This is a genomic window from Vibrio hyugaensis, assembly GCF_002906655.1.
Taxonomy (GTDB): Bacteria; Pseudomonadota; Gammaproteobacteria; order Enterobacterales; family Vibrionaceae; genus Vibrio; species Vibrio hyugaensis.
The window spans coordinates 170296-196293 of sequence record NZ_CP025795.1; the positions used below are offsets into that span (position 1 = coordinate 170296).

General features: G+C 44.4%; 16 protein-coding genes. 6 read left to right on the forward strand and 10 right to left on the reverse strand.

The annotated features are described in order from the left end of the window. Nucleotides 1-28 precede the first annotated feature (28 nt). The gene (locus tag C1S74_RS18065; protein WP_231578728.1) at nt 29-7537 is read left to right on the forward strand and encodes an RHS repeat-associated core domain-containing protein; all 7509 of its coding nucleotides are present in this window, start codon (nt 29-31) and stop codon (nt 7535-7537) included. A 376-nt stretch (nt 7538-7913) separates the two neighbouring features. Next, nucleotides 7914-8273 (forward strand): hypothetical protein, encoded by a 360-nt coding sequence (locus C1S74_RS18075; RefSeq protein ID WP_156145308.1) that lies wholly within the window; start codon nt 7914-7916, stop codon nt 8271-8273. 61 nt (nt 8274-8334) lie between these two features. Here the strand turns inward: C1S74_RS18075 and C1S74_RS18080 are convergent, their stop codons facing one another. After that, nucleotides 8335-8922 (reverse strand): mechanosensitive ion channel family protein, encoded by a 588-nt coding sequence (locus C1S74_RS18080; protein WP_038871578.1) that lies wholly within the window; start codon nt 8920-8922, stop codon nt 8335-8337. A 166-nt stretch (nt 8923-9088) separates the two neighbouring features. Here C1S74_RS18080 and C1S74_RS26445 point away from each other — a divergent pair, with 166 nt between their 5' ends. Then, on the forward strand, nt 9089-9265 hold the full coding sequence (locus C1S74_RS26445) for a hypothetical protein (RefSeq protein ID WP_156145309.1): 177 nt from the start codon (nt 9089-9091) through the stop codon (nt 9263-9265). Nucleotides 9266-9322: 57 nt separating this feature from the next. Here the strand turns inward: C1S74_RS26445 and C1S74_RS18085 are convergent, their stop codons facing one another. The 8 genes from C1S74_RS18085 to C1S74_RS18120 form a co-directional block, all read right to left on the reverse strand. Next, the gene (locus tag C1S74_RS18085; protein ID WP_045396534.1) at nt 9323-11437 is read right to left on the reverse strand and encodes a type I secretion system permease/ATPase; all 2115 of its coding nucleotides are present in this window, start codon (nt 11435-11437) and stop codon (nt 9323-9325) included. A gap of 18 nt (nt 11438-11455) precedes the next feature. Next, entirely contained in the window at nt 11456-13369 is a 1914-nt protein-coding gene (locus tag C1S74_RS18090) for a bifunctional diguanylate cyclase/phosphodiesterase (RefSeq protein ID WP_045397597.1), read from the reverse strand. A 5-nt stretch (nt 13370-13374) separates the two neighbouring features. Further along, nucleotides 13375-14058, reverse strand: a complete 684-nt coding sequence (locus tag C1S74_RS18095) for a transglutaminase-like cysteine peptidase (RefSeq protein ID WP_038871574.1) — start codon at nt 14056-14058, stop codon at nt 13375-13377. 113 nt (nt 14059-14171) lie between these two features. Then, nucleotides 14172-15563, reverse strand: coding sequence for an HlyD family type I secretion periplasmic adaptor subunit (locus C1S74_RS18100; RefSeq protein WP_045396537.1), 1392 nt, complete (start codon nt 15561-15563; stop codon nt 14172-14174). Between the two features lie 112 nt (nt 15564-15675). Next, nucleotides 15676-16902 carry a sigma-54-dependent transcriptional regulator gene (locus tag C1S74_RS18105; RefSeq protein ID WP_045396540.1) on the reverse strand — a complete coding sequence of 409 codons (1227 nt, stop codon included), beginning with the start codon at nt 16900-16902 and terminating at the stop codon, nt 15676-15678. Then, on the reverse strand, nt 16895-18778 hold the full coding sequence (locus C1S74_RS18110) for a sensor histidine kinase (protein ID WP_045396542.1): 1884 nt from the start codon (nt 18776-18778) through the stop codon (nt 16895-16897). Before C1S74_RS18110 ends, C1S74_RS18105 begins: the two co-directional genes overlap by 8 nt. Nucleotides 18779-18825: 47 nt before the next feature. Next, nucleotides 18826-19998 carry a hypothetical protein gene (locus C1S74_RS18115; RefSeq protein WP_045396545.1) on the reverse strand — a complete coding sequence of 391 codons (1173 nt, stop codon included), beginning with the start codon at nt 19996-19998 and terminating at the stop codon, nt 18826-18828. Beyond that, on the reverse strand, nt 19998-20777 hold the full coding sequence (locus C1S74_RS18120; RefSeq protein ID WP_045396547.1) for an outer membrane lipoprotein-sorting protein: 780 nt from the start codon (nt 20775-20777) through the stop codon (nt 19998-20000). The genes C1S74_RS18115 and C1S74_RS18120 overlap by 1 nt, the downstream gene beginning before the upstream one ends. A gap of 177 nt (nt 20778-20954) precedes the next feature. On the opposite strand from C1S74_RS18120, the gene C1S74_RS18125 reads away from it, so the two are divergent. From C1S74_RS18125 to C1S74_RS18135, 3 genes are read left to right on the forward strand one after another with little or no spacing between them, the layout of a single operon-like run. After that, complete coding sequence (locus tag C1S74_RS18125) at nt 20955-21944, forward strand: AvrD family protein (protein WP_045396549.1); 990 nt, start codon at nt 20955-20957, stop codon at nt 21942-21944. Beyond that, complete coding sequence (locus tag C1S74_RS18130; RefSeq protein ID WP_052437278.1) at nt 21941-22663, forward strand: ATP/GTP-binding protein; 723 nt, start codon at nt 21941-21943, stop codon at nt 22661-22663. The genes C1S74_RS18125 and C1S74_RS18130 overlap by 4 nt, the downstream gene beginning before the upstream one ends. Before the next feature lie 20 nt (nt 22664-22683). Continuing rightward, the gene (locus C1S74_RS18135) at nt 22684-24990 is read left to right on the forward strand and encodes an efflux RND transporter permease subunit (RefSeq protein ID WP_045396555.1); all 2307 of its coding nucleotides are present in this window, start codon (nt 22684-22686) and stop codon (nt 24988-24990) included. Between the two features lie 47 nt (nt 24991-25037). Here C1S74_RS18135 and C1S74_RS18140 read toward each other — a convergent pair whose 3' ends face one another. Next, entirely contained in the window at nt 25038-25715 is a 678-nt protein-coding gene (locus C1S74_RS18140) for a response regulator transcription factor (protein WP_045396558.1), read from the reverse strand. Nucleotides 25716-25998: the final 283 nt, after the last annotated feature.

A 25998-nucleotide genomic window follows, 5' to 3' on the forward strand; every position in this document is an offset into this window, starting at 1 on the left:
CCAGATTATATTTAAAAAGGAAAGTAAAATGTCTCGTTTGTCGATGCTGTTCCTTAGCGTTTTTGCTTTTTCAATTCAAGCCGTAGAAATTGGAACATTACCAGGTGAACTTGTTGTTCAGTCAGGTACGGCACAATATCAGCTTCCAATTTCTGTTCCTAAAGGTCGCGGTGGAAATACTCCACAACTTTCTCTCGTTTATTCTAGTGGTGGGACACCTAGTGGTGTAATTGGTTCCGGATTTTCGCTTACAGGAATGCCAACAATTTCACGCTGCGGCTCTCAGAAAACCATAGACAGTCAGGTTCTAGCTGTTCAATACGATGAGCTCGATAATTTCTGTTTAGATGGTAGTCGCCTGATTGTTACAGAAGGAGCAAACGCCAAAAAAGGTTCAGTTTATCGACCTTATATGGAAGATTACTCCAAGGTTGTACTGCGTAAAGACGCATCGTTAGCCGACAGTTCATTTACCGCTTATACAAAAGCCGGCGATATTCTTACATTCGGAAAAAAGCTCGATAACGCTACATGGTTATTAACGAGAGTTGATGATAGAACCGGAAAAAATCCAATCAATTACCACTACAATACGATAGGCCAGATTCAAAATATCACCTACGATATCTTTAATATTGTCTTTGTCTATATTGAAGCAGATAAAGTGCAGTCCAGAGATACCACACAAACATATTTTAATAAAGTTAATGGAGTAGTAAGAAAGGGAAATAAGCAATTAAGCAAGATAGAAATAAAAGCTAATAATCAATTGAAAAACTACTATGAACTAAGGCGTCGAGGAGTCTCTCAAGATGACAGTAATTCTGTCTTAGCTCAACAGATTCTAGGTATTAGTTATTGTCATAGTGCTGGAAAATGTTTGCCAGAAACTACATTTGAATGGTACCAAAATAAACCAGAAAATTTTCAATTTGAAAAGAGCATTAATCACTGGGGAGGAGCAACCGACGGTGAAACTGAATGGTTTTTTGATGTAAATGCTGATCAAAAACAAGATTATTGCAGACCTCGATATTCATCAAACATTTTCGTTAAAAATTTAATCTGCCAATTTGATGTAAAGTCAAAGAGTAGTTCAGACGTCACTTATGCGTTACATCCTGTTCTTTTTATGGATAAGTGGAAGCAATGGGTAGACTTCAACGGTAATGGAGTTCCTAGCCTATGCGGGTTGTTTGAAGATAAGATACATTGTTCTGAGTTTCTTCCGAGTGGAGATATTGAGAAATACTCAATCCCAATCACCAATTCTGGTATGGGTAAAGATTGGACTTGGGCGTTCGACTTTACTGGAAATGGTCGTCCAGACTTCTGTCGGAGAGGAACTAAGAACGAGTTGATCTGTAGTGAAAATAACGGATTAAACACTTTTACGAATACTCATACTATTACTGATATTACATGGGGGAAATCGGAAGAAACTTGGTGGGCTGATATTGATGGGAACGGTTTCCAAGATCTTTGCTCTGCGACCAAAACAGGAAAAGATGCAGAGCTAACCTGTACTCGATTCAATGCAGGTAGGATAATCGCTAAAAATCAAAAACTAGCCTTGAATGATTTAGGCTTTTCCGATCGTCGATGGTGGGTGGATGTCAATGGTGATGGCGCAGATGATTATTGTAGGGCAACAGGAAAATCTTCTGGTAACGGTAGCAATCTGACGTGCTCTTTAGGGTCGTTAGGTCATATTAACAAGTTTGATAATGATATTAACCTTGAAGGGGATATTGATGGTGATTGGAACGGTAATTGGGGAGTGGAGAATCGTCGTTGGTGGTTAGACCTCAACCAAGATGGTCGTTCAGATTATTGCCGTATGAGCAAGTCGTCGAAAGCTCTCCGTTGTACGAACATTTTTGCTGAGAACAACCTCTCATTCTTTTCCGGAAGTGATACAACGAATCACCGCTTTTGGATATTGGACTTCAATCAAAATGGTTATCTCGATTATTGTCGACAAGTAGGAGCATCCTCCGGAAGTGGGAGCTTCTTGCAATGTGACGAGTTCGATCAGCGGACCACAGCACAGCCGAGACTTAAGTCTGTAACCAACGGTTTAGGTTTTAAATCTAGTGTTGAGTACGCACGCCATCAGGATGTGGGATCCGCAACATGGCCGACAAAGCTAACTTATCCTTATGTACCATCAAACCCGAATGCTCCTGTCGTCTCAACATTGTCTGCCGACGACGGGATTGGCGGAAAAGTTCATACGCAATTTCGTTACGGTCCGGGGCGTTTTCATCTCCAAGGAGAAGGACACAGTGGTTTTGCTTGGATCAAACAAGCGCAGTTTGGAGCTGATGATCTTCATATCAAGGGGCGTGAGGTAATATACCGTACTGACTTCCCTTATACCCAATCGGTCTCTGAGGCTAAAGAATTTATCTTACCTACTCTCTCAACCAATGGATTGAATTGGAATTTCTCTGAATCTGGGACTTTGTTGAATTACTCGAAGACCGAATATGCTCATAAAAATTCGGGCAAGAGCGGGCAAATCATTCGCGTTGAAGCTGCTCAAGGTGGTGCTTACTTACCCAATAATGAGTTTGGTTACTATGAGCAATATAGCTACCAAGGGAAAACGTACTTAAAAGTTCCTGATACATTTGTCCCAATTGCGGGTGAGATATTAGTGCCAATTTTTTTACCTTCTAATGATGTTTATGTTTTGGAAGACAAGTCATCATCAGAAGTCATCGATGGTTCATACACAATATATGATGCGAAATTGGTCAAGCTTAGCCAAAGTCAAGTCGCTCATATCCTACCACACTTAAGTCACTCGTCCTCAAAGTGGTATGTTAATGATTCCAATCATGATGGTTCTCTCGATCTCGCCAATTATGCACAGTTGAGTAAAAAGCGTCTCACGGTTTATCAAACTAAAGAAACGTCAAGCAGTTACGATCTTAATGGCCGTTTACTTTCTACAGTTGAGACTACTCAAGGTAGACTCGATGAGTATGGTAACGTTGGTCTGCTAGAAATAAAAACGACAGCAAAGAATCCTGTAACTCAAAAAGAGGAGACGTTCACTCAGCGAACAGAGAGCATTTACAGTAACAACCCAACCTCTTGGATATTAGGTCGACTCAGCCAATCAACTGTCACCCACATCGCGCCGAATGGTGACCAAGAAAAACGCACTTCAAAATTTGGTTACGATACATCCACGGGTTATTTAACGAAAGAAATTATCGAACCTGGGGACAAGCTTTCCGTCACCAAGAATTATGCGCTTAATTCGGAAGGTGAAGTTGAGACGACAAGTATTAGTGCATGGGCAGGTGATAAAAAAGGTACAGAAACTCGCTCAGGAAGTTCTGTTATCAACTATAACGGCCTAAATGTAGAAGTTGTTTCTACCAACGCCAAAGGTTTTGCTACTCGCTCCAACACAAACCGTTTAACTGGTTCTACAACAGCGTTCGATATAAATGGTCTTGAGTCTCGGGTGTTTGTTGATGGATTTGGAAGAACAGTTCAAACACGCACTAAGAGCCAGAATGGATTTAACAATACATACACCAAGTACTACCCAACCTCTGATTCTCAATGTAGAGCTAGTGGCACAGTACCATCGCAGGCTGTGTATTGTGTTGTTACACAAACTGATGGGCTTGGTACCAGTATCACTTACTTGGATGTGCTTGAACGAGAAGTCAGGAAAGCTTCTCTCGGTCTTAACAATAAGTGGGTTATTAAAGACTCTTTTTACAATTCAAAAGGGCAACTCTATAAAGTCACAAGGCCTTATTTCGTCGGGGAAACTCCGCAGTATTCAATCACTCATTACGACAAACTAGGCAGAGTTCAATCGATCTCAGAGCCCGGTCCAGCAGGAGAGAAACCTTCATGGATTAAGTTCTCATACGGGCCATTAACTGTAACAGAAACCGACGCTTTAACTCGTTCAAAGACCACTTACAGTAATGCGATGGGATGGGAGATCAAGGTTGCTCAGCCCGAGGGGGCGACGGTTGAAAAAACTTACTCTCCTATCGGGAAATTGTTAACGGCGACGGGAGCGGATGGTGCGGCGATCGTCAATCGCTACGATAAACTTGGCAACAAGTACTATACCGACGATCCTGATCTAGGAAATTGGACCTACAAGCATAATGGCTTTGGTGAGTTAATTTCCCAAACGGATGCCAAAGGTCAAACGACCACCATGGATTACGATGTTCTTGGTCGTATGACATCCAGAGCGACTCAAACTATTACTGAGGTTAGCGGTAAAAAGAAGACTGAAGTAGAAACATCGAGTTGGATCTACGATACGTATGGTAAACATTTATGGAAGGGCGCCCTTTTAAGGGAAACTAAACTGGGTTATACCAAAAACCTTACTTATACATCGTTAGGCCAAGTTGACACTGAGCAAGTGATTACCGCCTCACATACGTTTTCTCGTAGTTTTGAGTACAACAACTTAGGCCAGTTAGAGAAGGAAATACGCCCTAACCAATTTAGTTTGCACTACGATTACGACTCTAAGACTGGGATAAATACTGGAGTTTGGGGAGACAAGTCTCAAGTTAAATTGACATTTAGTGACGCTGAATACCGACAAGTGATTCAGCCTCTGATCAATGAAGCTATGTCGAAATCACGTTCGTATCTGTCTAAAGCGAACGAGTTAATTAAGCAAGTCAATGTCTATGACGCTAGGGTTGCTGAGTATGAGATCTTACGTGATAAAATTCAGCACGTTGCTGGCGGTACGAGTGAGATCTACGAGCATGTTTATGGTAAGGCGCTTGATGTATTTGCTGCTGCCAATGGAGCGCAATACCTGCAAGTTCCTGACAACTTTGTCCTTATCGCACAGGATATAGCGATCCCGCTTTACGCGCCTCCTGCTTTCCATCTAAAACTGGAAGGTAACTCAATTTCGAAAGTAAGCCTTGATGAATGGCGAGCGATTGAATCGTCGTTGACGCCAAGTAACACGACGGTTTTCTATGGTGATTTTGATGGCTCTGGTCAAGCGGGTATTACTGAGGTTCCTGTTGGCCGAGACCATCCATTGTATGACAGCGAGATTAGGCAGCAATTTAATCGCCTACACAATTTAGCTGCAGAAATTCAACGTCTTGAATATGTGCGCAATGACTTGCACCAAAAAGCGAGCAATTATGTTTCCGCAGCGCAGCAACTTGTTTCTCTGGCCAAGCAGACAGAATTGATAGCGACTCGTTATCAAACCATGTCTGCGGATAGCAAGCTAGAGTCTGAGGCACTAGAGGGGTTAGAGAGCGAGCACCTGAACAAAGGTCGTATTTACTACTGGACCCTCAACGGACTAGATGCTGAAGGTCGAGTACGAGCTGAGTTATACGGGAATGGGTTGGCTAACCTTTATGACTACCATGAAGGTACGGGGCAACTTCTCAATATAACCACCCAAGATGGCACGAAATCTATACGCGCTCTGCATTATGTGTACGACCGAATGGATAACGTTAAACGTCGTACAGATTTAATCAACAATATCGATGAATACTACGATTACGATAACCTTGATCGTCTTGAATCTAATGTTATCAATGGTTTAAGTGGGAAGCACCGTCAAAATGCTCAGTTCTACAAGACTTATTCTGTTAGCTATAACAGCGCAGGTAACATTGATTACAAATCAGATGTCGGACATTACAAATATGATGATCCCGACCATGTTCACGCTGTAACTAAAGCAGGAAACAAGCAGTACACCTATGATGCCAATGGCAATATGCTCTCGGGAGACAACCGAGCCTTTACTTGGACTGGTTTCAATAAGCCAAGCAAGATAACAAGAGGCAGCCAATGGGTAAGCTTTAGCTACGACAATAATCGTCAGCGATATTTCAAGCAGAATCAAGATGGCGATAAAACGTGGTATCTCGGTAAAGCTTATGAGCGTATCGAAAGATCGAATGGTGAGGTTGAACATAAACAATTCATTAGTGGTGGTGGCAAACTGGTTGCCGTCAATATTGATCGTAAAAAGTCTAACGCCTCCGGACAAACGGCTTCATTTGACCGTCAAGTTCGCTACTTACATAGTGACGCTCTAGGTTCAAACGATCTGATCACCGATCTATGGGGCAATGTCGTCGATCGCAAGAATTACGATGCTTGGGGTAAAGAGCGTTATTTTGAGTGGGATAAAGAAGCGAACTATCTAGAACAAGATCCAATGGTAAATCGTGGCTATACCGGGCATGAGCAAGTCGATGAAATCGGACTTATTCATATGAATGCTCGTATGTATGACGCGACGTTGGGGCGTTTTATTAGTGCTGATAGCTTTATTCAAGCCCCTAGCAATAGTCAGTCGTTCAACCGTTATAGTTACGTTCAGAATAACCCGATGAAATATACGGACCCTTCTGGTCATTTCTTTAAGAAGATTTTTAAAGAGATAAAACGAGCGTTCAAAAAGGTTGGCAAATTTCTTAAGAAGAATTGGCGTATGCTTGCTGCCGTAGCAGTTGCAGTTGTTGCCCCTTATGCTGCCGCAATTGTTTTTGAAGTAACCGCTATCGCTAGCTTAACTGCAGGGCAACTTGTTGTTACGGGTTTTGCTGCCGGAGCTGTGTCTGGGGCTATAACCGGAAGATCATTTAAGTCCGCTCTGATTGGAGGAATGTCGGGTGCTATGTTTGCCACACTTCACAATTTTATTCCTTCCGGCGCATATGAAGCTGCGGGTAAAATGGTCGCTCACGGAATGGCTGGTGGTATGTCATCTGTGATGCAAGGTGGTTCCTTTGGGGATGGTTTTATTTCGGCTGCTGTGATGCAAGGAATCAGCTTAAGCCCACTTGGAGGAGCAATGGATGCGCTCAGTAGTGTAGAATTAAATAACCAAATATATAATGCTGCAATGAGTGCAGCTATTGGAGGCACCGTTTCAGTCCTAACCGGAGGTAAATTCAAGAATGGTGCGGTAAGCGCTGCATTTTCTAGGATGTTGAATGATCAGGTTGCGGGAGGGGGCGGTTCTGAATTAATTGATTCAAATTTAGCGGACAATCTTGGGTTAAACGATGAATCGACGTCATTTTTGCAAATAGGGCTAAATGTTCCATCGTCTGTCATTGAGTTTTTTGGTGGAGACACCGGAGGAGCAGATATTGGATTGCACATAGGTTTATTGAAATTGAATTCGGCGAAGCACGAGTATGGTATCTTTTTAACAAAATCTGCTCTCGGTGGTGCGTCTATTCCTGGTACCTCTGGAGATGTTTGGAAAGGTTCTCTAAAGTTTCTAAATGTTGATCTAGGCCGACACGGCGGAAACTTTAACGATTTCTCTGGTAACTCAAGCGGGGGGGATCTTTCATTTGGAGCATTTGGTACAAGTATGGGTATTAGTGATTCTGGAAAGGGGTATGGTTCTGTAGGAATACGGGCTGGAGTCGGTAGTTCTGTTGGGAGATCTACTACTGAAGTTCTTTCAGTTGGACAAGATGGTGTAAAACTATATAGCTCCGGGTGTTCGGGATTTGTTTGTTAGGCTTTAATATGATGACAATTGTTAGTGTTTTATTAGTTATTCTTAATATGATTTTGGTTTTTCTGTGTATCTTTGGTGCAATAAAAACTGTTTACTATCTATTTCGCGATTATCGAAAGTTTGTGAGAAATTTGTTGATGACCTTCTTACTTTTTTCTATGTCAGTTCTATTATTTTCTATCTTGTCAAATAATGCGGAGCTTTTGAATATCGAGATTATTGATGGTTAAGCTTAAAGTTTTGGTGCTCAACATTGAAGCTAAGACTGTAGGTGTTTGTTGAGTTGTTAATAAAAAACATAGTGAAAAGTGTTAATGTTTTTAACTCAAAGCCTTCTCTTTACTTTTGGTTTTTTAAACTATTATTGGAAATGAATATGACAAGGAATACAAGAGTTTTAAGCTACCTATTGATGTGTTGCTTTCCGCTATCTTCAGTTGCTGGATACGTCTCTCTCAATGACATAGAAGTGATTTCTGTAATGGGAGGATATGGACATGATGGGATGTTTTTCGAGTCGTCAAAGGATATTCCCAACCCTGCAGATTGTCCTAATAATAAAAACGCGAAGAAAACTATTGCAGTTGTGCCCGCGAACAGTGTCGTTAGTCATGTCATGTCGATTGCTTTAGCTGCACAAACTACCAAAGCAAAAGTAGATGTTCATATTTATGATGACAAGTGTTTTGAAGGTTGGCCTGTTTTAAGACGAATCAAAATTAAACAGGCACCCTAAAGACAGATAACCTTTCATCACAAACAAAAAGCCGATGTAGATACATCGGCTTTTTAGTGGGTTATTTCTTTCTGCGGGTATAAATGCGTGAGGTGGTTTTTGGCTCCTCAGGCTTGGCTTTTTCTTTTGCCAGTTTTAAGACCGCTTTTTGTAGCATCAAGTTGTTTGGGTAAGTGATTAGGTTGCCATTGTCGTGCTTAATCAACACATGGAACATGCGGATTTCCTGAATCTCACCACTGATGTCTTCGTCTTTATCTACCACTTTAATTCGGTCACCGACACGGTATGGGAAGACAAAGAAAATCAGAAAGCTTGCTGTAATGTTACTAAGAATCGACCATTGCGCGATGAAAGCCACACCTAATACTGCGAAAATCGATGATAGGAACAGCGACACATCGCCATAGCCAATACCAGTAACGATCGCGAAAATCGACACAAACACGAACAAAAACGCGACGTTGAAGCAACGCTGTATAAAGCTCAGGCGCGCTTTTTTAACCCCTTTGGATTCTGCTAAATTCAGAATGGCACGGTTAGCGATTTTCTTCAGTACACGATAAGCAATCAGAATGATGACGCCCATCAACACTTTATAGCCAATAGAGCCAGCCGTGAAATACTGGCTGATTTGCTCTAGATGCATCCAATGATTCATTTCTTCAACTCGAGAATATTAAGAAGGCGCGTGTTATAGCCGATTTTGTCTCTCAAGTAATTATAAATTTCGCTTCCGCATGAGATTTGTTTTGAACAAATGTTGAGCTATATCTCAGTTCCGAATTGAGAAGAGACGAACTCTGATATCTGGTGTGTTGGCTGCTGCTAATCTAGAAACGGAGCTTACGATCGTTATGGAAAATGGTAGGGATGCGATGGAAGAAGATGAAAGGGCAATCATGGGATTAGTGGCTATTGTTGGCTTTGTATTACTTTGGATATTTCTCGAAGAGTTTGGATACTTTGGATTACTGACTATCAATAAATAAGCCCCGCGAAACACTGGGTTCAACGGGGCTTTGATTTTCATTTTGTGCGGTTTAGCACTAGCTGACGGCGCGAACTTTACCTTGCTTCAAGTCGTTCAGTACTTGCGCTTTCGGACCATCAGCAATCACGCTGCCTTTTTCCATCACTATTACGCGATCAACAATATCGAGCATTGAAGTTTTGTGAGTAATCAAAATCAGCGTTTCGCTCGGTTTTAGCTGTGCTAACTGATGTTTGATGTGCATTTCTGAACGGTTATCCATTGCACTGGTTGGTTCATCCATTAAGAGCACGGGAGGACGCCCCAAGAACGCGCGTGCAATTGTCACAGCTTGACGTTGACCACCAGATAACATGCCGCCACCTTCGCCCACTTGACGCTCTAGACCCGCTGGATCTGATTGAGTAAAGGCGGTGACACCTGCACGGTTTGCGGCGTCTAATACGTCGCGGTCATCGGTGAGCGGACGACCTAGGGTAATATTGTCGCGAATAGAACCGAAGAACAGATTCGAATCTTGCGGTACACAGCCAATATTGCGTCGTACGTCCACATGGTGAAGCTGTTCGATGTCTGTGTCATCAATACGCACGTGACCTTCTGTCGGCTTGTACAGACCCATTATCAGGCGTTCTAGTGTGGTTTTACCCGAACCAATACGGCCGATGATTGCGACTTTTTCACCTGGATTAATCGTTAGGCTTAAATCACGAATCGATGCCACTGGCGCATCTGGGTAATGGAAGGTCACTCGGTCAATCTCAATCTTACCTTGAACGATAGGACGGTGAATGTAGCGTTTACCTTCTTCTTGCTCGTCTGGCATTTCCATCACTTGATTAATGATGGTCATCGAAGACTTCGCTTGGTTGTAGCGTGTAGACAACAATGAAAGCTGAACCATTGGACCAATTGCACGACCACTTAGCATGGTTGCTGCAATCAAGCCACCCATCGTCAAATCGCCGTTTGAGATGAGATAAACACCCAGAATGATCATGCCGACGTTACTACTTTGTTGAACAAAGCCCGCTGCATTTTGAATGCTGTCGGTAATACGACGGCTCTTAATGTTCCAGTTTGCCATGTGCGCCACCGCCTCTTCCCAACGGTATTGGAATTGGCTTTGTGCACTTAGCATTTTCACCGTTTCTAAGCCAGATAAGCTCTCAATCAAGTTGGCGTACTTTTGTGAAGCAAGGCGAGAACCTTCTTCAATTGAGCGGCGCAGTGGACCTTGAATCAACGCCGAGTGAATCATCAGAATCACCACACCAATCATTGGCACGTAAACCAGATCGCCCGCCATCAGCCAGATGATGACTAGGAACAAAATCGCGAAAGGTAAGTCGATCAGAGCACTCACGGTTGCAGAGGTGAAGAATTCACGAATCGATTCGAACTCTTGTAAGTGGCGAGCAAACGCACCCACTGAAGGTGGTTTGGACTCCATTCGGATGCCCATCACTTTGCTGAACAGCTTTGAAGAAATCAGGATGTCGGATTTCTTACCCGCAACATCAATAAAGTAGTTACGCAGTGATTTGAGCAAGAAATCAAACAAGAACACCACGAAGATACCGCTTGCAAGCACCCACAAAGTTTCAAACGCGAGGTTTGGTACTACCTTGTCGTACACCAAGCGAGTGAACATTGGTGCAGCAATAGCGAAGATATTGATGAGGATAGAAGCGATAAGCACATCGCGGTAGATGCGTTTCGATTGCCACAAGGTTGACCAAAACCAGTGACCTTCTTTGGTTTTGAGCACTTCGGGAGAGCGCTCATCATATCGAAATTGTTTTTTAACTAAAAAGTAGCGACCAGTGTACTGCGCAAGTAGTTCTTCTAGAGGGATGGAGATAGGCACCAAACCGCTTTCTAGGGTGGTGATCTCTGCTTCTTGTGTCTCCAAATTAATACTATTGAGGACGCAAGAATCACCACCTTTAAGAAGTAAGATAGCCGGCAGAATTAGGCTAGAGATTTTGTCTAATTCTGCACGGTTTTCCTTGGCAACCAATCCGGCCCTTTCCGCCGCTCTCGGTAGCAGAAACGGTGTGAGCTTACCCTCAGAGAGTGGAAGCCCATTAATTAGCGCTTCCGGAGAGTTGGCTAAACCGTAATAACGGCTAACGTAAATCAGCGAGTTCAGTAAAGGGTCTTTCATCCTTGGTATACCTTTTCTTTATTCCTTGTCGACGATGAAACCTTGGAAGACCTCGACGAAGTGCTCGGTGAGGAAGTCCAACTGAATCTGCGTTTCTACACGTGATGCAATCGTCGTGATACCCAAGTTGTGAGCGGTTCGCGAGATCGAAGTCAGCGTGAATTTCTGTTTTTCGTCATGCAAGTTGTGCGTGAACAGGTAATCCAGTTTTACGTAATTCGGGCGGAACTCCTGAATGTACTCAAGTGACTGGAAGTTACGACCATAGTTGTCAACACCGAATTCTGCGCCTGACTGACGAATGGCATTACACAGTAGTGCCGTATGGTGTGGATGGTCGATGAAACACGCTTCTGGAACCTCAAAGTGCAGCATTGGCGCAACTTTCGAGTGTTTCTCTAGCATGCTGGTGGTCCAACGAATGAACGAAGGTTGCGACAAGCTGCTTTGTGCAATGTTGATGGCAACGGGTTCGTTCAACTCACCGCTTTCTAGCATTTTAATCATCGACTCAATGACGTATTGGTCGAAGATGTTGGTGGCATCAAGCTGCTCTAAAGCAAACAGGTATTGGTTGGCACGGAAGGTCTCGCCATCTTTTTCGATACTAGAGAACACCTCGTTGTGGAATACCTTGCCCCATGTGTTTTTCGCAGATTGAAAACGGAATTTAATCCAATCACCGTGAATCGCTTCTTCAACCAGCGCTTTCCATTGCTGCTTACCCATTAGGTTAGAAGAGTTTTCACCACCCACGAAGCCGTAAGCTCTGTCTGGTTGCGCTTTTGCTTTCGATAGTGCGTTATCCACCATGGAAAGCACTTCTGAGCGTGTTTTCTGATCTTTACTGTGTGCCACGCCGAGCGAAGCTTTTGGTTTAGCAAGGCCGGTTGGATCTGTGTTCAGACCATTCACACAGTTGACGATGCTATCCGCTAGGATGCGCAGTTCACTTTCATCCATGTGTGGGAATAACAGACCGAATTCGTCGCTTGATAGACGAGCAATGGTTGCTCCTGGTACATCGATGGTGTTTTTAAGACGTTGAGACAACTCTTTCACGTGGGCATCAGCGCGTTGGTAGTCTTTCGTTTCGTAGATGTCACCAATGTACTCTGCATGGAGTAGCGCGATACCCCCTTGCGTTTGTTCTGCCAACCATTGGTCAACTTGGTTGATGTAGAACGAGCGGTTACCTAGTTTGGAGATCGGATCTAGGTAAGCTTGTGCACGCAGACGCTGCGCTTCTTTCGCTTGTTCTTTGAATGACAGTTCAATCTGAGCCGACATCATATTGATACCGTCTACGACTGCAATGAGGTCTTTGGTCTTTGGACGAGCAAGCGGGTCACCAAATTGGTTGTTGGCGATTTCGTGCATTTTCTTCACGATGGCTGCTAAAGGTTTGAGTGAGCGACGTAGGATGTAAGAAATCGCGACTAAACCCGCTAGGAAGATCACGCCAAATGCCGTCAGTAGGCGAATAAACCCTTGCCATAGCTGTTCGTATGCCGCGCCAGGATGGCTGATGATTTCCACCTCAGCCAGTTGCATCCAGCCACTGGTAACCACACGCTTGTCGTGAATCGCTTTAAATAGATTCAGGTCGATAAACCACTGCGGGACATGGCTTGGCTTTACTGGGTACGAGCGCACGATCTGGTAATCCGAATCTAACGCGGTGAGACGTACGACAGAATAAGTACTGCCGTCAAACAACGCATTAATCACGGACTCGACTGCCACCTTATCTTTATCTTTTAGATACGGTGCCAATGCTAAACCAACGGTGTTAATGGTGTTGTTGACCTCTGAACGTTGCTGCTGCTCTAAGCTGTCTCGAGTAGTGTTGAACTGGATTACGAATACTGATGCCATCAAAAGTAAAAAGACCGTAACCATTCCCACTACAAGCTTCTTATATAGGGTCATGTTTTTCACTCGTCATAGTTAATTTTAGGTTTCTTTAACTGCAACTTACGTTCGCGCGAGCGTAAGTCATTCCAAAGACTCAAACGTGAGGCTTTTCCTGCTAACTCTCCAGTGCCAGCAGAAGACTTCATTAGCCATAGGTTTGAACCATTAAAACTGTAAATCGGTAGCAAGTCGCTACGTTTGGAGGCTCGAACAATGTCTGGGTTGATATTGTCGAGAATGAGCGGCTCAGAGCTTGGGGTCGGGTAGTAAGCCAATACCATGTGGAATTGATCCAGTTCGATGGCTTTAACATAGATCAAGCGCATCTTAGAATCGGGTATGCCTAGCTCCAGCAGTGAGAAGTACTTAGCAATGGTGAAATCTTCACAATCGCCCGCATTACTGCCCAAAAATTCGAGCGGTGTTGCCCAGTAGTCTTTCTTTCCCCAAAGTTTGATGTCGTCAACGAAGTAAAGTTGGTTGAAAAAGTCGTTAACGCCTGCAAGCTTCTCATGAGTCTCCAGTGTTTTAAAAAAGTCGATGTTTTCCCGCCATGTTTTCACGCGCATTCCTGCTCGCTCACCATAAACTGAAGTGACCGTATCGACCCATCGCTGTTCCTTGCTGTTGAGCGCCCCAATTTGGAACGAAAAACAACTGATGCTGATTAATAATGTAACTTTACGCTTCAATTTGGGTGGCATATTCGACTCACATCACAAGTGTACCTTTGAAATGCGTTCGTGGGTGAGAAAAGTGCTTTTTATTTAACCACTTGTCGTCACTTAAGAACACATTATTTGTACCTTGCAGATACTTACTCCTTCAGTGCGTTGGTTTTGGCGCTCAAAATTGGTTTAAGCAAGTATTCCAAAACGGTTCGTTTTCCTGTGATGATATCGACCGATGCCGTCATTCCGGGAATGATTGGCAAGTCAGCATCTTGTCCAAAATTGGTTTTGTCGGTACGGACTCGAACAATGTAGAAGCTATTACCTTCTTCATCTTGGGTGGTATCCGCACTGATGTGTTCTAGTTCGCCTTCTAACCCACCATATTTAGTGAAATCATACGCAGTAAATTTAACGATGGCGTGTAAGTCTGGGCGCAAGAAAGCAATATCTTTCGGGGCGATCTTAGCTTCTACCAATAAAGTATCTTCGGTTGGAACGATTTCAACAATGTCCATGCCCGGCTGAATTACACCACCAACGGTATTCACATTTAAAGTCTTGATGGTGCCTGTCACCGGAGAAACCACCACGGTACGATTCACTCGGTCTTCTAGACCCACGGCGGATTCTACAAGCGCAGACAGTTGGTCTTGTGTACTGTTGAGCTTTTCTTGTTGTTCAGAACGGAATTTCAATGCCACATCAATACGATTTAGCATGGATTCTCGGATCGCCGAACGAAGCACTGGAATTTTCAGCTCACTAGACGTCATCTCACGGCGCGTGTCATTCACTTGGCGTTGAAGTTTTAGTAGCTCAATGCGTGGTACTACACCTTCGTCAGCAAGTGGCTTGGTGATGTCTAGTTCTTTCTTCGCGAATCGGTAGCTTTGGCGCAAGTTACTCACTCGAGCTTGAATCTCAACTAAGTCTTGTTGCTTCTGCTTCACTTGCTGATCGATAACTGACAGTTGGTTACGTAAGTTATCGAGATCTTCGCGGTATTCGGCTTTTTGACGTTGGGTTAGACGAGGTTGGTTCTCTTCAAGTATTGGAGGGAAGGTTAGTTTTCCGTAATCCAATAAGACGCTTTGTTCCCAGTCTTTGTTTTCAAAATCGCGATTTACTTCCACACTGCTGATGGAGGCAGAAAGTTGCAATACCGAAGCCGTTAAGTTGGCAACTTGTTGTTCACGTTCACGAAAGTCAGAGCGGAATCGAGTGTCGTCAATCAACAATAGTTGTTGGCCTTTCTCTACTTGTTGGCCTTCTTTTACTAATATCTCTTTGACCAAGCCACCTTCAAGGTTTTGTACCACTTGGATTTGAGAAGAAGGAATGACTTTGCCTTGACCAACCGTCACCTTGTCGATTTGCGCCCAAGATGCCCAGCCAATAGCAGCAACAAAAAACAACACCATAACCCACAGCATAAGGCGGGCACTACTTGGTGTGTTAAGAAGCAAAGCAGCGGTTTTATCGTCAACAAAATCCAACTCGTCGTTGCTTAGCTTGTTGTAGTTGTCTCGGCTCATCACATTCCTTGTTATATAAAGACGTATATCTTTTTGATCTTATTATTATTAACCGACCATGTCAGCATGCTCGGTTAATAAAAATGTGTGAAAGGGTCAGATGTTCCCTCTTTTACAGTGCCTTGAACTTGGTTTTATCCAACTGATGTCGTTTTAGTTTGTCGTATAAGGTTTTTCGCGACACTTGTAATTCTAGTTGAACCTCTTTGAGTCTGCCTCTATGTCGTTGTAGTGCATCGAACAACAAGCAATATTCAAAGTGTTCTGTGCGTTGAGTCATGCTTTGAATCTCAATGCTTTTTTCACTGCTCCAATCTTCCATGCGAAACGCATCCGGTTTGAGGGCGCGTAATTCAGCGAACTGTCTCAATTGTTTGATGTTTTCTGGCCACGCCAGTTCCGTCATTCGTTTCACTTCTTCCAAACTGATTTGTGGTGGTTGCAACTGATAACGGCTAGCGGCATGACGAACAAAATGCTTGTACAGTGGGCCGATGTCTTCTTTGCGCTCATCCAAGCTCGGCATGCGAATCAACTTAGCCAATGTCTCGATTCCTTGCGCTACTGTATTTGCTGCGCCGAACACACGTTGTAATTTGGAATGATCAAACAAGTATTGCCATTGCTGAATCGAGATGTGCTCTGCACTGTGTAAGTACAAACTACAATGACTTTTACCGTCTGTAAGATGATGTATGGCTTTGTCTAATGCGTCGAGTGAGAGTTCATACAAGTCTTCACCGGAGGCTACAATTAATTCACTTTCCGGCTTGGCATGAATATCGTGGGCGAATTGTGCAGCAAGTCTTCTGCCTGTGCCATCTTCACCAAAAAATATCAGTGGCTGGTAGAGTGAGGCGCTGATCAACGTTCGGCGAATATCGACCATCGCTTGGCTATGACCAATCATTTTAGGACCGACGTGCGTTTGCATATCGAGCTCTTTTTTCAGCCAGACGTTTTCTTGCAATAGCGTCAGTTTGTCACTGGCGTTATTCAGTGACTTCAACAATTGTTCTGTCGAGAACGGTTTTTCGAGAAAATCATACGCACCACTTTTCATCGCCTCTACCGCCGTTTTTACATCACCATGACCAGTTAAGACAATAAATTGAAAGTGATTGTTTTTGCTTAGCAGCATGCGCATAAACTCCAAACCATTCATTACTGGCATGTGGATATCGGTAATGATCAAGGCTGGCGTGTTTGGGTCGATAATGCGTAATGCTTCGACCGCATTGGGGAAACAGGTTACCTCGATACCTTCAATCAATAATGCCTGTGACACAGCATCACGAATGTGCGGTTCATCATCGACAAAGAAAACGGGGTTATGCATAGGTGTTTTCCCCTAAGGAAGGTGTTGTAGCTAATGGAACCGTGATAACAAAAGTCATACCGTTTACTTTTTGTGTTTGAGCGTCTAAATGTTGGTAAGCGCTCAAAGCACCTTGGTAGCTCTCTAAAATACGTTTTGAAATGGTTAACCCCAAGCCCAATCCCTCGGGCTTGGTAGTGAAGAATGGGTCGAAGACTTTTGCTAAGGCACTCTCGGACATGCCTGGGCCGTTGTCGGAAACTAAAATATCGCAGTGAGTTTCTTCGCATTGCACGGCAATCGAAATTTGTGGATCAATGCAGTAGCTATCCATGGCTTGCGCCGCATTATGAAAGAGGTTAATCAGCACTTGCTCAAGCTCAACGCTGTGAATCGCTAACCTCACGTTATATTCGATAGTTGGCACTTTTAATGTTACGCCTTGCTTGATCAGCTTGTTACTCAAAATTCGCGTGGCGTTGTGTACAGCATCATGCAGGATGGCGACTTCGCTGTGTTGGTTGCTGTCGGTTTTGCGTGTAAAGACTTTTAAACGAGCAATGACTTCGGCAATCGTGTCGTTGAGTGACAGCATCTTATCCAAATTGCTTGCCACCATAGGGTAACGCTCCTTTGCCATCAAACGTTGTGAGTTTTCGGTGTAGGTTCGCAGCGCGGCAAGCGGCTGGTTAATTTCGTGATTGATGCTGGCGGACAGCTCCCCAAGCAGTGCGAGTTTGGCGGCTTGAGTCAACTCTTGTTGAGTTTGCTTGAGTTCTTGCTGACTCTTCTCATATTGATGCACGGTTTGCTGCAATTTGTGGTTGGCTTGGCTGAGGACCAAAGTTCTTTCCGTTACCTTTTCTTCCAAGTCGGTGTTCATATTCGCAAGACGCGCTTTGTTGACTAACATTTGAAACCACGCCAATGCAATTAAACCGACCAAGGTATACAAAAGTAGGTACACGACATCCGCTTGGAGTACGGCGGTCAACACTTCTTGTTGGCTGATCAAAGCCACAACGCGAAAGCCTTTTGCAAATAGTTGCGTTGCGTACGCTAGATAGTTTGGTGAGAGTAGAAGTTGGTTATCTTCGAACTGTGACGCGCCGCTTTGTCCGGTCAATTCGCCAAGATATTTAGGCAGAGCGTGACCGTATTGCTGGGTTTGACTGAGCTCTTGTTTTGCTATTTCTGACAGAGGAAATAACGCGCGATAGCGCCAGTCAGGTAGATTACTCATAAACACGACGTCATGTACGCCAGTCACGAGTATATCCCCATCGTCTTGAACCAACCTTTGCTCAAGTTGTTCCAAGTTTACTTTAACCGTAATCACTCCCGCGACTTTGTTATCAACCCAAAGAGGAGACGAGAAGAAATAGCCACGCTTATTAGAGCGAACGCCTAACCCCACGTATTGGGCTTTCTCGCCATTGAGCGCGTTCTGAAAATAAGGGCGAAAGGCAAAGTTAGAGCCCACAAAACTGTCGTCTTGCTGGTAATTACTTGATGCGATTACTAAGCCAGTTTTGTCGTGGACATAGATGGTATCGGCCAAGCTTTGTGTGAGCCATTCCGCTAACAAACGGTTAAGTGCATCAGACGGTTTTCCGATTTTTACAGCGTCGAGCAATCTTGGATCATGGCTGAGTAAGTTTGGGATTTGCTCAAACTTCGCCAGTTCGTAATCGATCTCTTGAGCAACTTGTGTTGCTTGGGTTTGAAGTTTTCTCTGCCATTGTTCATGTTGATGCTGGGTTGCGTACTTATGAGTCAATATCAGCCCGACCATACCGATGGCGAGCAAGACCAGCAAAAAACGGCGCAGTGCTTTGGGGTTAAGTAGATTCACGACTGGCTCACTTGTTTTTAACGCTATGTTATCAAAAGGCATATAACAATGTTGTGAGCCGCTGCGCCAACGTGAAATCGAACTGTGTTTTAGAAGTAGTATTCCGCGCCGATAGAAAGGTAGGTGTCGTTTTCTAGGTAGGTAATGGGTTCGCAACTGGACATGGAGGAAAGGTAGTAGCCCTCTGCAACCCATTTCCAATGTTCATTCACGCGTCCAGACGCTGTAAGTTTGTAAATTGGGGAGGTTTGCTCTAAGTCGAATAATCCGGACAACAAAAACTCAGTATCTTGGATATCATTAGCTTGCCAGCGCACCCCAAGAAAAACATCGTTGTTGTAGATTGTTGGTGGTGCATGACTATCGCGATTATCCCAAGCGTATTCCGCAATTAAACCGAGCGTGCCTTGGCTAAACGAAAAGCCATATACCGAATACTCAAACCCAGTCACGAGGGTAAGGTAGTCTTTGCCTTCACCTGATTTATACGTGCCTTCCCATTTGAGCAATATGTCATCTTGCGTCCATTGCAACTCACTTCCTAGTTGGAGTATTTGTGCATACGACGCTTGCCAGTCATTAGAGCGTTCGATCAACAAGGGCTCTCTACTGTTGCCGTAAAAAGCGCTGATGCCCACATCCAACGCATCTTGCCAAAAGCCAATGCGAATGGCGCTATCGAGGTGATGCTCACCATCAGAATAGATCACATCATCGCTCACTGGCTTAGTGAGCGTTCGGCGTTGATTGGGCTTACGAAATTGGCGAGGCTGGTGGAAAGGCAACAGCAGCATTTGCACATCGCCCCAATCAGGCAACCAGCGCGCTTGAAGCATAGGTTGTCCCATTTTCTCTTCATACCCCAAAGCGATGCGCCCATCGTATTGATTCACGACGTTGACGGGTTGGTAAACCTCAGTCACTCCCCAGTAAATCACACTATAACCAAGCAGCCATTCAATGTTTCCTCCTGCGTAAGTGACGTTAGTTTCTCGGAGGTTGATGAAGCCCTCCTCGGATTGAAACTCATACTCTACGTAAGGGCTGAAGGTTGCTGCCCATCCCGAATCGTTCCACCACAGAAAACGAGGAGCAATGAGTGCTCGATTAGCTAACGTGTCGCAGCATTGTCCTGCTTGCGCGTCGTCTTTGTAGAGATCCGCCGTCAAACCGACAAAACCTTCTGCTTGCCAATAAGCAAAGACAGTTGGAGTGAAACTGAGTGACAAACTTGTGAGTAATAAGGTGAGTGCTCTTGTCATCAGTTGTGCCTGTATGCGTTTCGTAATTGTTTGGGCTCGAACTGAGTTTGCGGGACATCCACCCCTAGCGTCATGTTTTTCCACGACAATGAAGAAGAACGCTGGTTTTGTAAGTTCTCCATTTGAGCCAACTTAGGTCGCCAGTATTGCTGGTTGTGAAGCTCATATTGGGAAAGCGTGAGTTGCTTAAACAGCGTGCCTTTTCGGTCGTAGTATTCGATTTTTCGCGGTTGGTAGATGTCTTGGTCAATCCAAGCGATCAGCTTTGAATAACCAGAGTTTTCATATTGTGGGAAGCACGCTAACAACCAATAAGTTTGACCATCCCGTGTTTTTTCTTCCAACAGTTCATATCGATATTTATCTAGCTCCCACGAGCTCATGTCTTCATAAGCAAACTCACTGCCCATAAATGGCCCTGAGCGGTTGTTAGACGAGATGCGTTTGACACGTTTAATGGAAGGCAAGAACAGCCATTGATCATCCGCTTCGATAGCGTGGCTAAAAGTGAGTAGGGCGGTTCCTGCAATATCTCGCGGCGCTTGAAAGTAGGTAATGATCTTATCGCCATCATCCTCTTGCTCCATCCCCTTTATAGTCAACTGACGATGCACTGTGTCGCCATTTGCTGCGACGATCGACATTTCTACGTCTGAAGCATAAGAAACATATCCGGAATCTCGTGTGATCATCTCATTGGCAATATCGAACCCAGAGACACCCTCAGCGGCGGCCGTGGCTGAGAGTGTCATGAGTAATCCTGCAGTAACTATCTTCATAGTTAACTCCTTGTAGAAGAAAGACTTTGATTATGAAAGCTACAAGGTTTAGCTGTGAGATGAACCTGTACGAGTGGACAGTTTCAGTGGGTATTCGGACAGGATAAAAATAGAAGTACAGGAGGTAGCATAAAAACTCCGCAACCAATGTGATTCGCACAAGGAGTATTTGTTTTTATGGAGCTTAATCTTTCAGGTAAGGAAATTAACGAGGTGGTCACTAGTATTGATGACATATTGGGGCCTTCAGACCAGCGCTATTTTGGTGAGGGCTATAAGCGCACACAATATGAATGCAATATAAACTATGACAAAGATGCCGCCCAAGGTTTAGTGAGTGTGGCCTATCGCAATGATTGGTCACAAAAGAAAGCACAATCTCGGCGTCCTCATTTGAGCACGATTGACGCGTTCTTGATTGCGGGCCGTGTTGCTTACGGCATTATTAGGCGTCACTATCAACTGTCCAACCATCAATCTTCGCAAGCTTGGATACGTCACGTGTTGATCAAAGCGGGCGCTGAAGCGTTAGAAGATCTTGAGTCCGTAAGCCTTTCCGCACAGTTATTAGATACGGAAACGTCGAATGACAGCATGTTCGGCACATTAACACGGGTCAAAACCAAGCTCGATAGCATGGAAATTGAAATCGTGATCGACCATGAATCTGTCACGGATTCCATGCAACCGACAACGCCTATTTCTGATGATGATGAATACTTCACCAGTGATTTCCGTTTACGCCACTGTCATCTCGCGAACAATACTTTTTGTGACTCAATTTACGCGGTTTCTAGTGACTTGTTGTTCCAATGCCCAGGAAAACCATCTACTGGTGCCATGGGGCAATACCCCAACGCATTGATGATGGTGGATTGGTTAACGTGCTTCGCACAACTCTCACAGTTGGTAATGTATCGCTTGGATAAATTGGATCGTAAAGAAACCCATAACCTATGGATGCGTTCTGTTTCTGTTACGACACCATACCCGATCATCCCACGTCGAAAACATACCCTTACACTTCGTAGCATGAAGAACTCACTTATACAAAAGCAAGACTCTTCTTGGCGACTTGCTACGGTGAATGGTTCGGTATCTGGACATCCAGAATTTAATCTCACTGCCAAACTTTGCCATCAACTACCACAAGGAGAGCCAGCGTGAAAATTGCCATCTCAGGAACTTACTCAACCGGAAAAACCACACTCACAGAAGCGTTGGCTATCGCGACTCAGGTACCACGAACTCAAGCGCGCACCATGCGTGAAATTCTGCCTGATGCTGTGCCAGGTAAAACTTTGGAGCAATGTAATCAAGCGGAATTACTTAACTTGGGATTGAGTCGTCTGAGTGAACGTGTGGTTAACGAAGAACGATGTGGTGATCAATTTTTCTCAGATGGGTCTTGTTTGCACGAATGGGTGTATGGGGCCGCACGCTTGGAAACGGGTATCAACCCGAATGATAGTGACTTAGTTCTCGCCATGAAGAGGCTAATCGGTAAGCCTTATTTGTCTACCCATCGTGGTTATATCGACGCATTCGGTAGTGTGGCAAAACGTCATGCAAAGAAAACGTATAGCAAGTTTGTTCACCTACCTATTGAGTTTGATTTGGTTGAAGATGGCCACCGTCCTGTGTCTGAAAATTTTAGAAAGCTCTCCAATGATCTTCTGCTCTCTACCGTGAAAGAGCTCAACATCCCCTATATCACTGTTGGTGGCGACTTGCGTAGTCGACTGATTACCATCGCGGAACATTTCGAACTGCCTTTGTATGTGGAGCCAGATGAAGCGATCGAGAAAGCGGTGATCAAGGTGAAAGCAGAGGCAATAGAAATAGAAAACCACCGCCTGTCTGTGTTGGCGACTCAGCAGGCTTAATTCAAAGGAAGTCTCGAATAATGAAAAAATGGACAAAACCCAGAGCCTTGCTCGCCCTTGTGGGGTGGCTCTGCATCATGGCCCTAGCATTTGTTGGCTTAGGGAAACTCGGCTTAAACAACGATTATAAAGTGTTCTTCAGCGACGATAACCCAGATTTGATCGCGTTTGAAAGTATCGAAGAAAAGTACAATAGCAATGACAGTGTGCTGGTTGTTCTGCAACCAAAATCTGGTGATGTCTTTCAGGAACATGTTCTGAAAGCGGTCATGGAGTTAACAGAGTACGCGTGGCAGACGCCGCACTCATACCGCGTAGATTCACTGAGTAACTACCAATATACTCATGCACAAAATGACGATTTGATCGTTGAAGACTTTGTGAATGCAGACCAACTCAGCAATGGTCAGTTGCTTGCAGAGAAAAAAGCTTATGCGCTCAAACAGCCTGAGCTGGTAAATCGTTACTTAGCTCAAGACGCGAACTCAACCGCGATCAATGTGTTGGTACGTTTGACGACCGAAGGTCAATCCGAAGAAGTACGAGAGATTGCTCAGTTCTGGCAAGACAAGATTGCTGAAACTCAGGCTCGTTACCCGGATGTGCAGTTTTATCTCACGGGTCAGGTGATGCAAAACGACGCATTCGGTGAGGCGACTCAGCGTGATATGGGCAGTCTGGTTCCGGGGGCGTTACTTTTGATTGTGATTGGTACGGGCATCTATTTACGTAGTTTGTGGAGCTCGGTCGTTGTCACATTAACTATCATCTCTTCAATATTTATCGCTCTAGGTGCTGCGGGCTGGCTTGGTATGGCAATTACTTCTCCGTCTGCTTCTGCTCCACTTATCATTCTAACCATGGCGGTCGCCGATTGTATCCACTATCTGCAAGGCTACAAACGCGCTTTAAACAAAGGTGAAGATAAGTTGGTGGCACTGCAGCAATCGATGGAAAAGCATCGCCTGCCGATTATTTTGACTAGCTTAACCACCGGGGTTGGTTTTTTATCGATGAACTTCAGCGATTCTCCCCCGTTTAACGATTTGGGCAACATTACGGCGATGGGTGTGATCGCAGCGATGTTCCTGACGCTGTTCTTCGTGCCTGCTCTGTTGGCAGTGTTACCAGCGCGAAAGAGCAAAGTAGTAAAGCGCCAAGGATTAGCCAAACCACTAGAAGCAATTGCCCGTTGGTCGATGGTGAAACCTGGATTGAAGATCGCAGTGGTTGTGCTCGGTGGTGGTGTGATTGCTGCAAACCTAGTTCGTAATGACATCGATGACACCTTATTTGAATATTTTGATGATTCATATGCAGTGCGTCAGGCTAACGACTTTACTTACGCCAACCTGACAGGTGTGGCGAGTATTCAATATGCAATTCGACCAGAGCAAGGTGAGCTGGTTACGTCACCAGATTTTCTGCAAAAGCTGGATCAGTTTGTTCAGCAAGCGCGCCAAACCGAAGGGGTTTATCACATTCAATCTCTCACGGATGTCATGAAGCGTTTGAACAGCAGTCTGCATAACGACGAAGCAGGTGAATATCGTTTGACGTCAGATCCAGAACTTTCTGCGCAAACTCTGTTGTTGTATGACATGTCATTGCCATACGGCTTGAACTTGAGTAACCAAGTTGCGTTGGATAAAAAAGAGCTGCGCGTTATCGTGACAGCGAAGAAGATGTCATCCAACGATTTGATCGCATTGGAATCGACACTCCGTAGCCAATTATTAGGCTTGTTTCCTGAAAGCAGTGTTAGCCCGGGTGTCAGTGCTGACATCATGTTCGCCCACATCGGCTATCGCAATAACGTGAGCATGTTGACCGCATCTGCCGCTGCTCTGTTGGTTATTTCCTTCCTTATTGGTTTGATTTTGCGTTCCGTTCGTCTTGGGGTGATCAGTATCTTGCCAAACATCTTGCCAGCTTCCATTGCCTTTGGTTTGTGGGGGCTGAGCATTGGTGAGGTTGGCTTGAGCCTTTCTGTTATCGCAAGTATGACACTGGGTATCGTGGTCGATGATACGATTCACTTGCTTTACCGTTACCACACATCTCGTAAAGAAGGTAAGTCGGAAGACGAATCGATTGTTACCGCAGTTCGAGAAACGGGTGTGGCGATTATTGGTACAACCATCGTGCTTAGCGCGGGCTTCTTTGTGCTGGCAAGCAGTTCCTTTAAGATGAACGCGGACATGGGCCTGATGACCGCAATCACCATTATTGTCGCACTGGTGCTCGATTTATTGCTTATCCCTGCCTTATTAAAGGTGACAGGCAAATCGTCTAAAGTGGCGCAACACAAGCCACAAACCGCTTAGCTTAATGGTTGTACCTTGGGCTTAGGAGACTAGTTCCTAAGCCTTTTTTAATCTTCATACCAGCCCAATTCGATCGCTTTCGATACTGCATGAGTACGATTGTGAACGTCCAATTTCTGGTAAATGTTCTGAAGGTGGTATTTCACAGTACGTTCACTGATATTTAATAGTCGGCTGATCTCCCAATTACTTTTTCCAAGTTTAAGCCAAGGTAGCAACTCACACTCTCGGTTAGTGAGTGCGTTGGTAGGGGGAGGAAGAGCATTGGTTTCTTTTACCTTGCCGGATAAATAACCGGATGCCATATATAGATGAGGTGTGAGTAGATACAGTGCATCAACTTCTTCACTTGAAGGTTGACGATTACCAAATGAGGTGAGGTATATGGCTTTTTTATCTCCGTGATAACCGGCTAGCAGTAAGCGTTTACCATAATCTGGGTGGGTATGAGAATCCATTAACGCCATGATTCCGTGATTCGATTGTTGTAGGGCTGCGATCAATGGGTCGCTTTCTGCGGTCTTCTTACTAAAGCAGTTAGCAAATTGGTCTGGAGAAAATCCATAACAAACGGGATCAGGGCTGTAATCATCACCGAATAAACCGAGAATACTGAACTCAAAATCGATTTCATTCTGTAATTCACCAAACCATGTGTGAATGGCGTCGGAATTTTCAGCGCACCTCAATTGGTTAGAGAGTTCGAACAGTTTTAACTTGTCCATAAGCAATTATATTTCCTAGCAACGTTGTTTTTGTTGGTTGTGTGGTTATGCCACTTTTATTATGTGTATTGTTTAGTATAACGAAATGACCTCAAAAATGGGATTAAGGGCTTTGCTGTCACCGTGATAAGCGTAAGGCAATCGAGTGGTAAAACTTGTTGTACCAATTGTAATGCCTAATTTGTTTGTGGCCTTTGATGTGTTTTATTGTGTTGAGCTGTAAGCCTCTGAGCAATATTATTTTGGAATGACTTCACATTATGTATTTTCACAAACTTTCATC

Bases quoted from the DNA above. Each gene is read 5' to 3' on its own strand.
- C1S74_RS18065 (WP_231578728.1), top strand. From the start codon at position 29: ATGTCTCGTTTGTCGATGCTGTTCCTTAGCGTTTTTGCTTTTTCAATT.
- C1S74_RS18075 (WP_156145308.1), top strand. From the start codon at position 7,914: ATGACAAGGAATACAAGAGTTTTAAGCTACCTATTGATGTGTTGCTTT.
- C1S74_RS18080 (WP_038871578.1), bottom strand. From the start codon at position 8,922: ATGCATCTAGAGCAAATCAGCCAGTATTTCACGGCTGGCTCTATTGGC.
- C1S74_RS18085 (WP_045396534.1), bottom strand. From the start codon at position 11,437: ATGAAAGACCCTTTACTGAACTCGCTGATTTACGTTAGCCGTTATTAC.
- C1S74_RS18090 (WP_045397597.1), bottom strand. From the start codon at position 13,369: ATGACCCTATATAAGAAGCTTGTAGTGGGAATGGTTACGGTCTTTTTA.
- C1S74_RS18095 (WP_038871574.1), bottom strand. From the start codon at position 14,058: ATGCCACCCAAATTGAAGCGTAAAGTTACATTATTAATCAGCATCAGT.
- C1S74_RS18100 (WP_045396537.1), bottom strand. From the start codon at position 15,563: ATGAGCCGAGACAACTACAACAAGCTAAGCAACGACGAGTTGGATTTT.
- C1S74_RS18105 (WP_045396540.1), bottom strand. From the start codon at position 16,902: ATGCATAACCCCGTTTTCTTTGTCGATGATGAACCGCACATTCGTGAT.
- C1S74_RS18110 (WP_045396542.1), bottom strand. From the start codon at position 18,778: ATGCCTTTTGATAACATAGCGTTAAAAACAAGTGAGCCAGTCGTGAAT.
- C1S74_RS18115 (WP_045396545.1), bottom strand. From the start codon at position 19,998: ATGACAAGAGCACTCACCTTATTACTCACAAGTTTGTCACTCAGTTTC.
- C1S74_RS18120 (WP_045396547.1), bottom strand. From the start codon at position 20,777: ATGAAGATAGTTACTGCAGGATTACTCATGACACTCTCAGCCACGGCC.
- C1S74_RS18125 (WP_045396549.1), top strand. From the start codon at position 20,955: ATGGAGCTTAATCTTTCAGGTAAGGAAATTAACGAGGTGGTCACTAGT.
- C1S74_RS18135 (WP_045396555.1), top strand. From the start codon at position 22,684: ATGAAAAAATGGACAAAACCCAGAGCCTTGCTCGCCCTTGTGGGGTGG.
- C1S74_RS18140 (WP_045396558.1), bottom strand. From the start codon at position 25,715: ATGGACAAGTTAAAACTGTTCGAACTCTCTAACCAATTGAGGTGCGCT.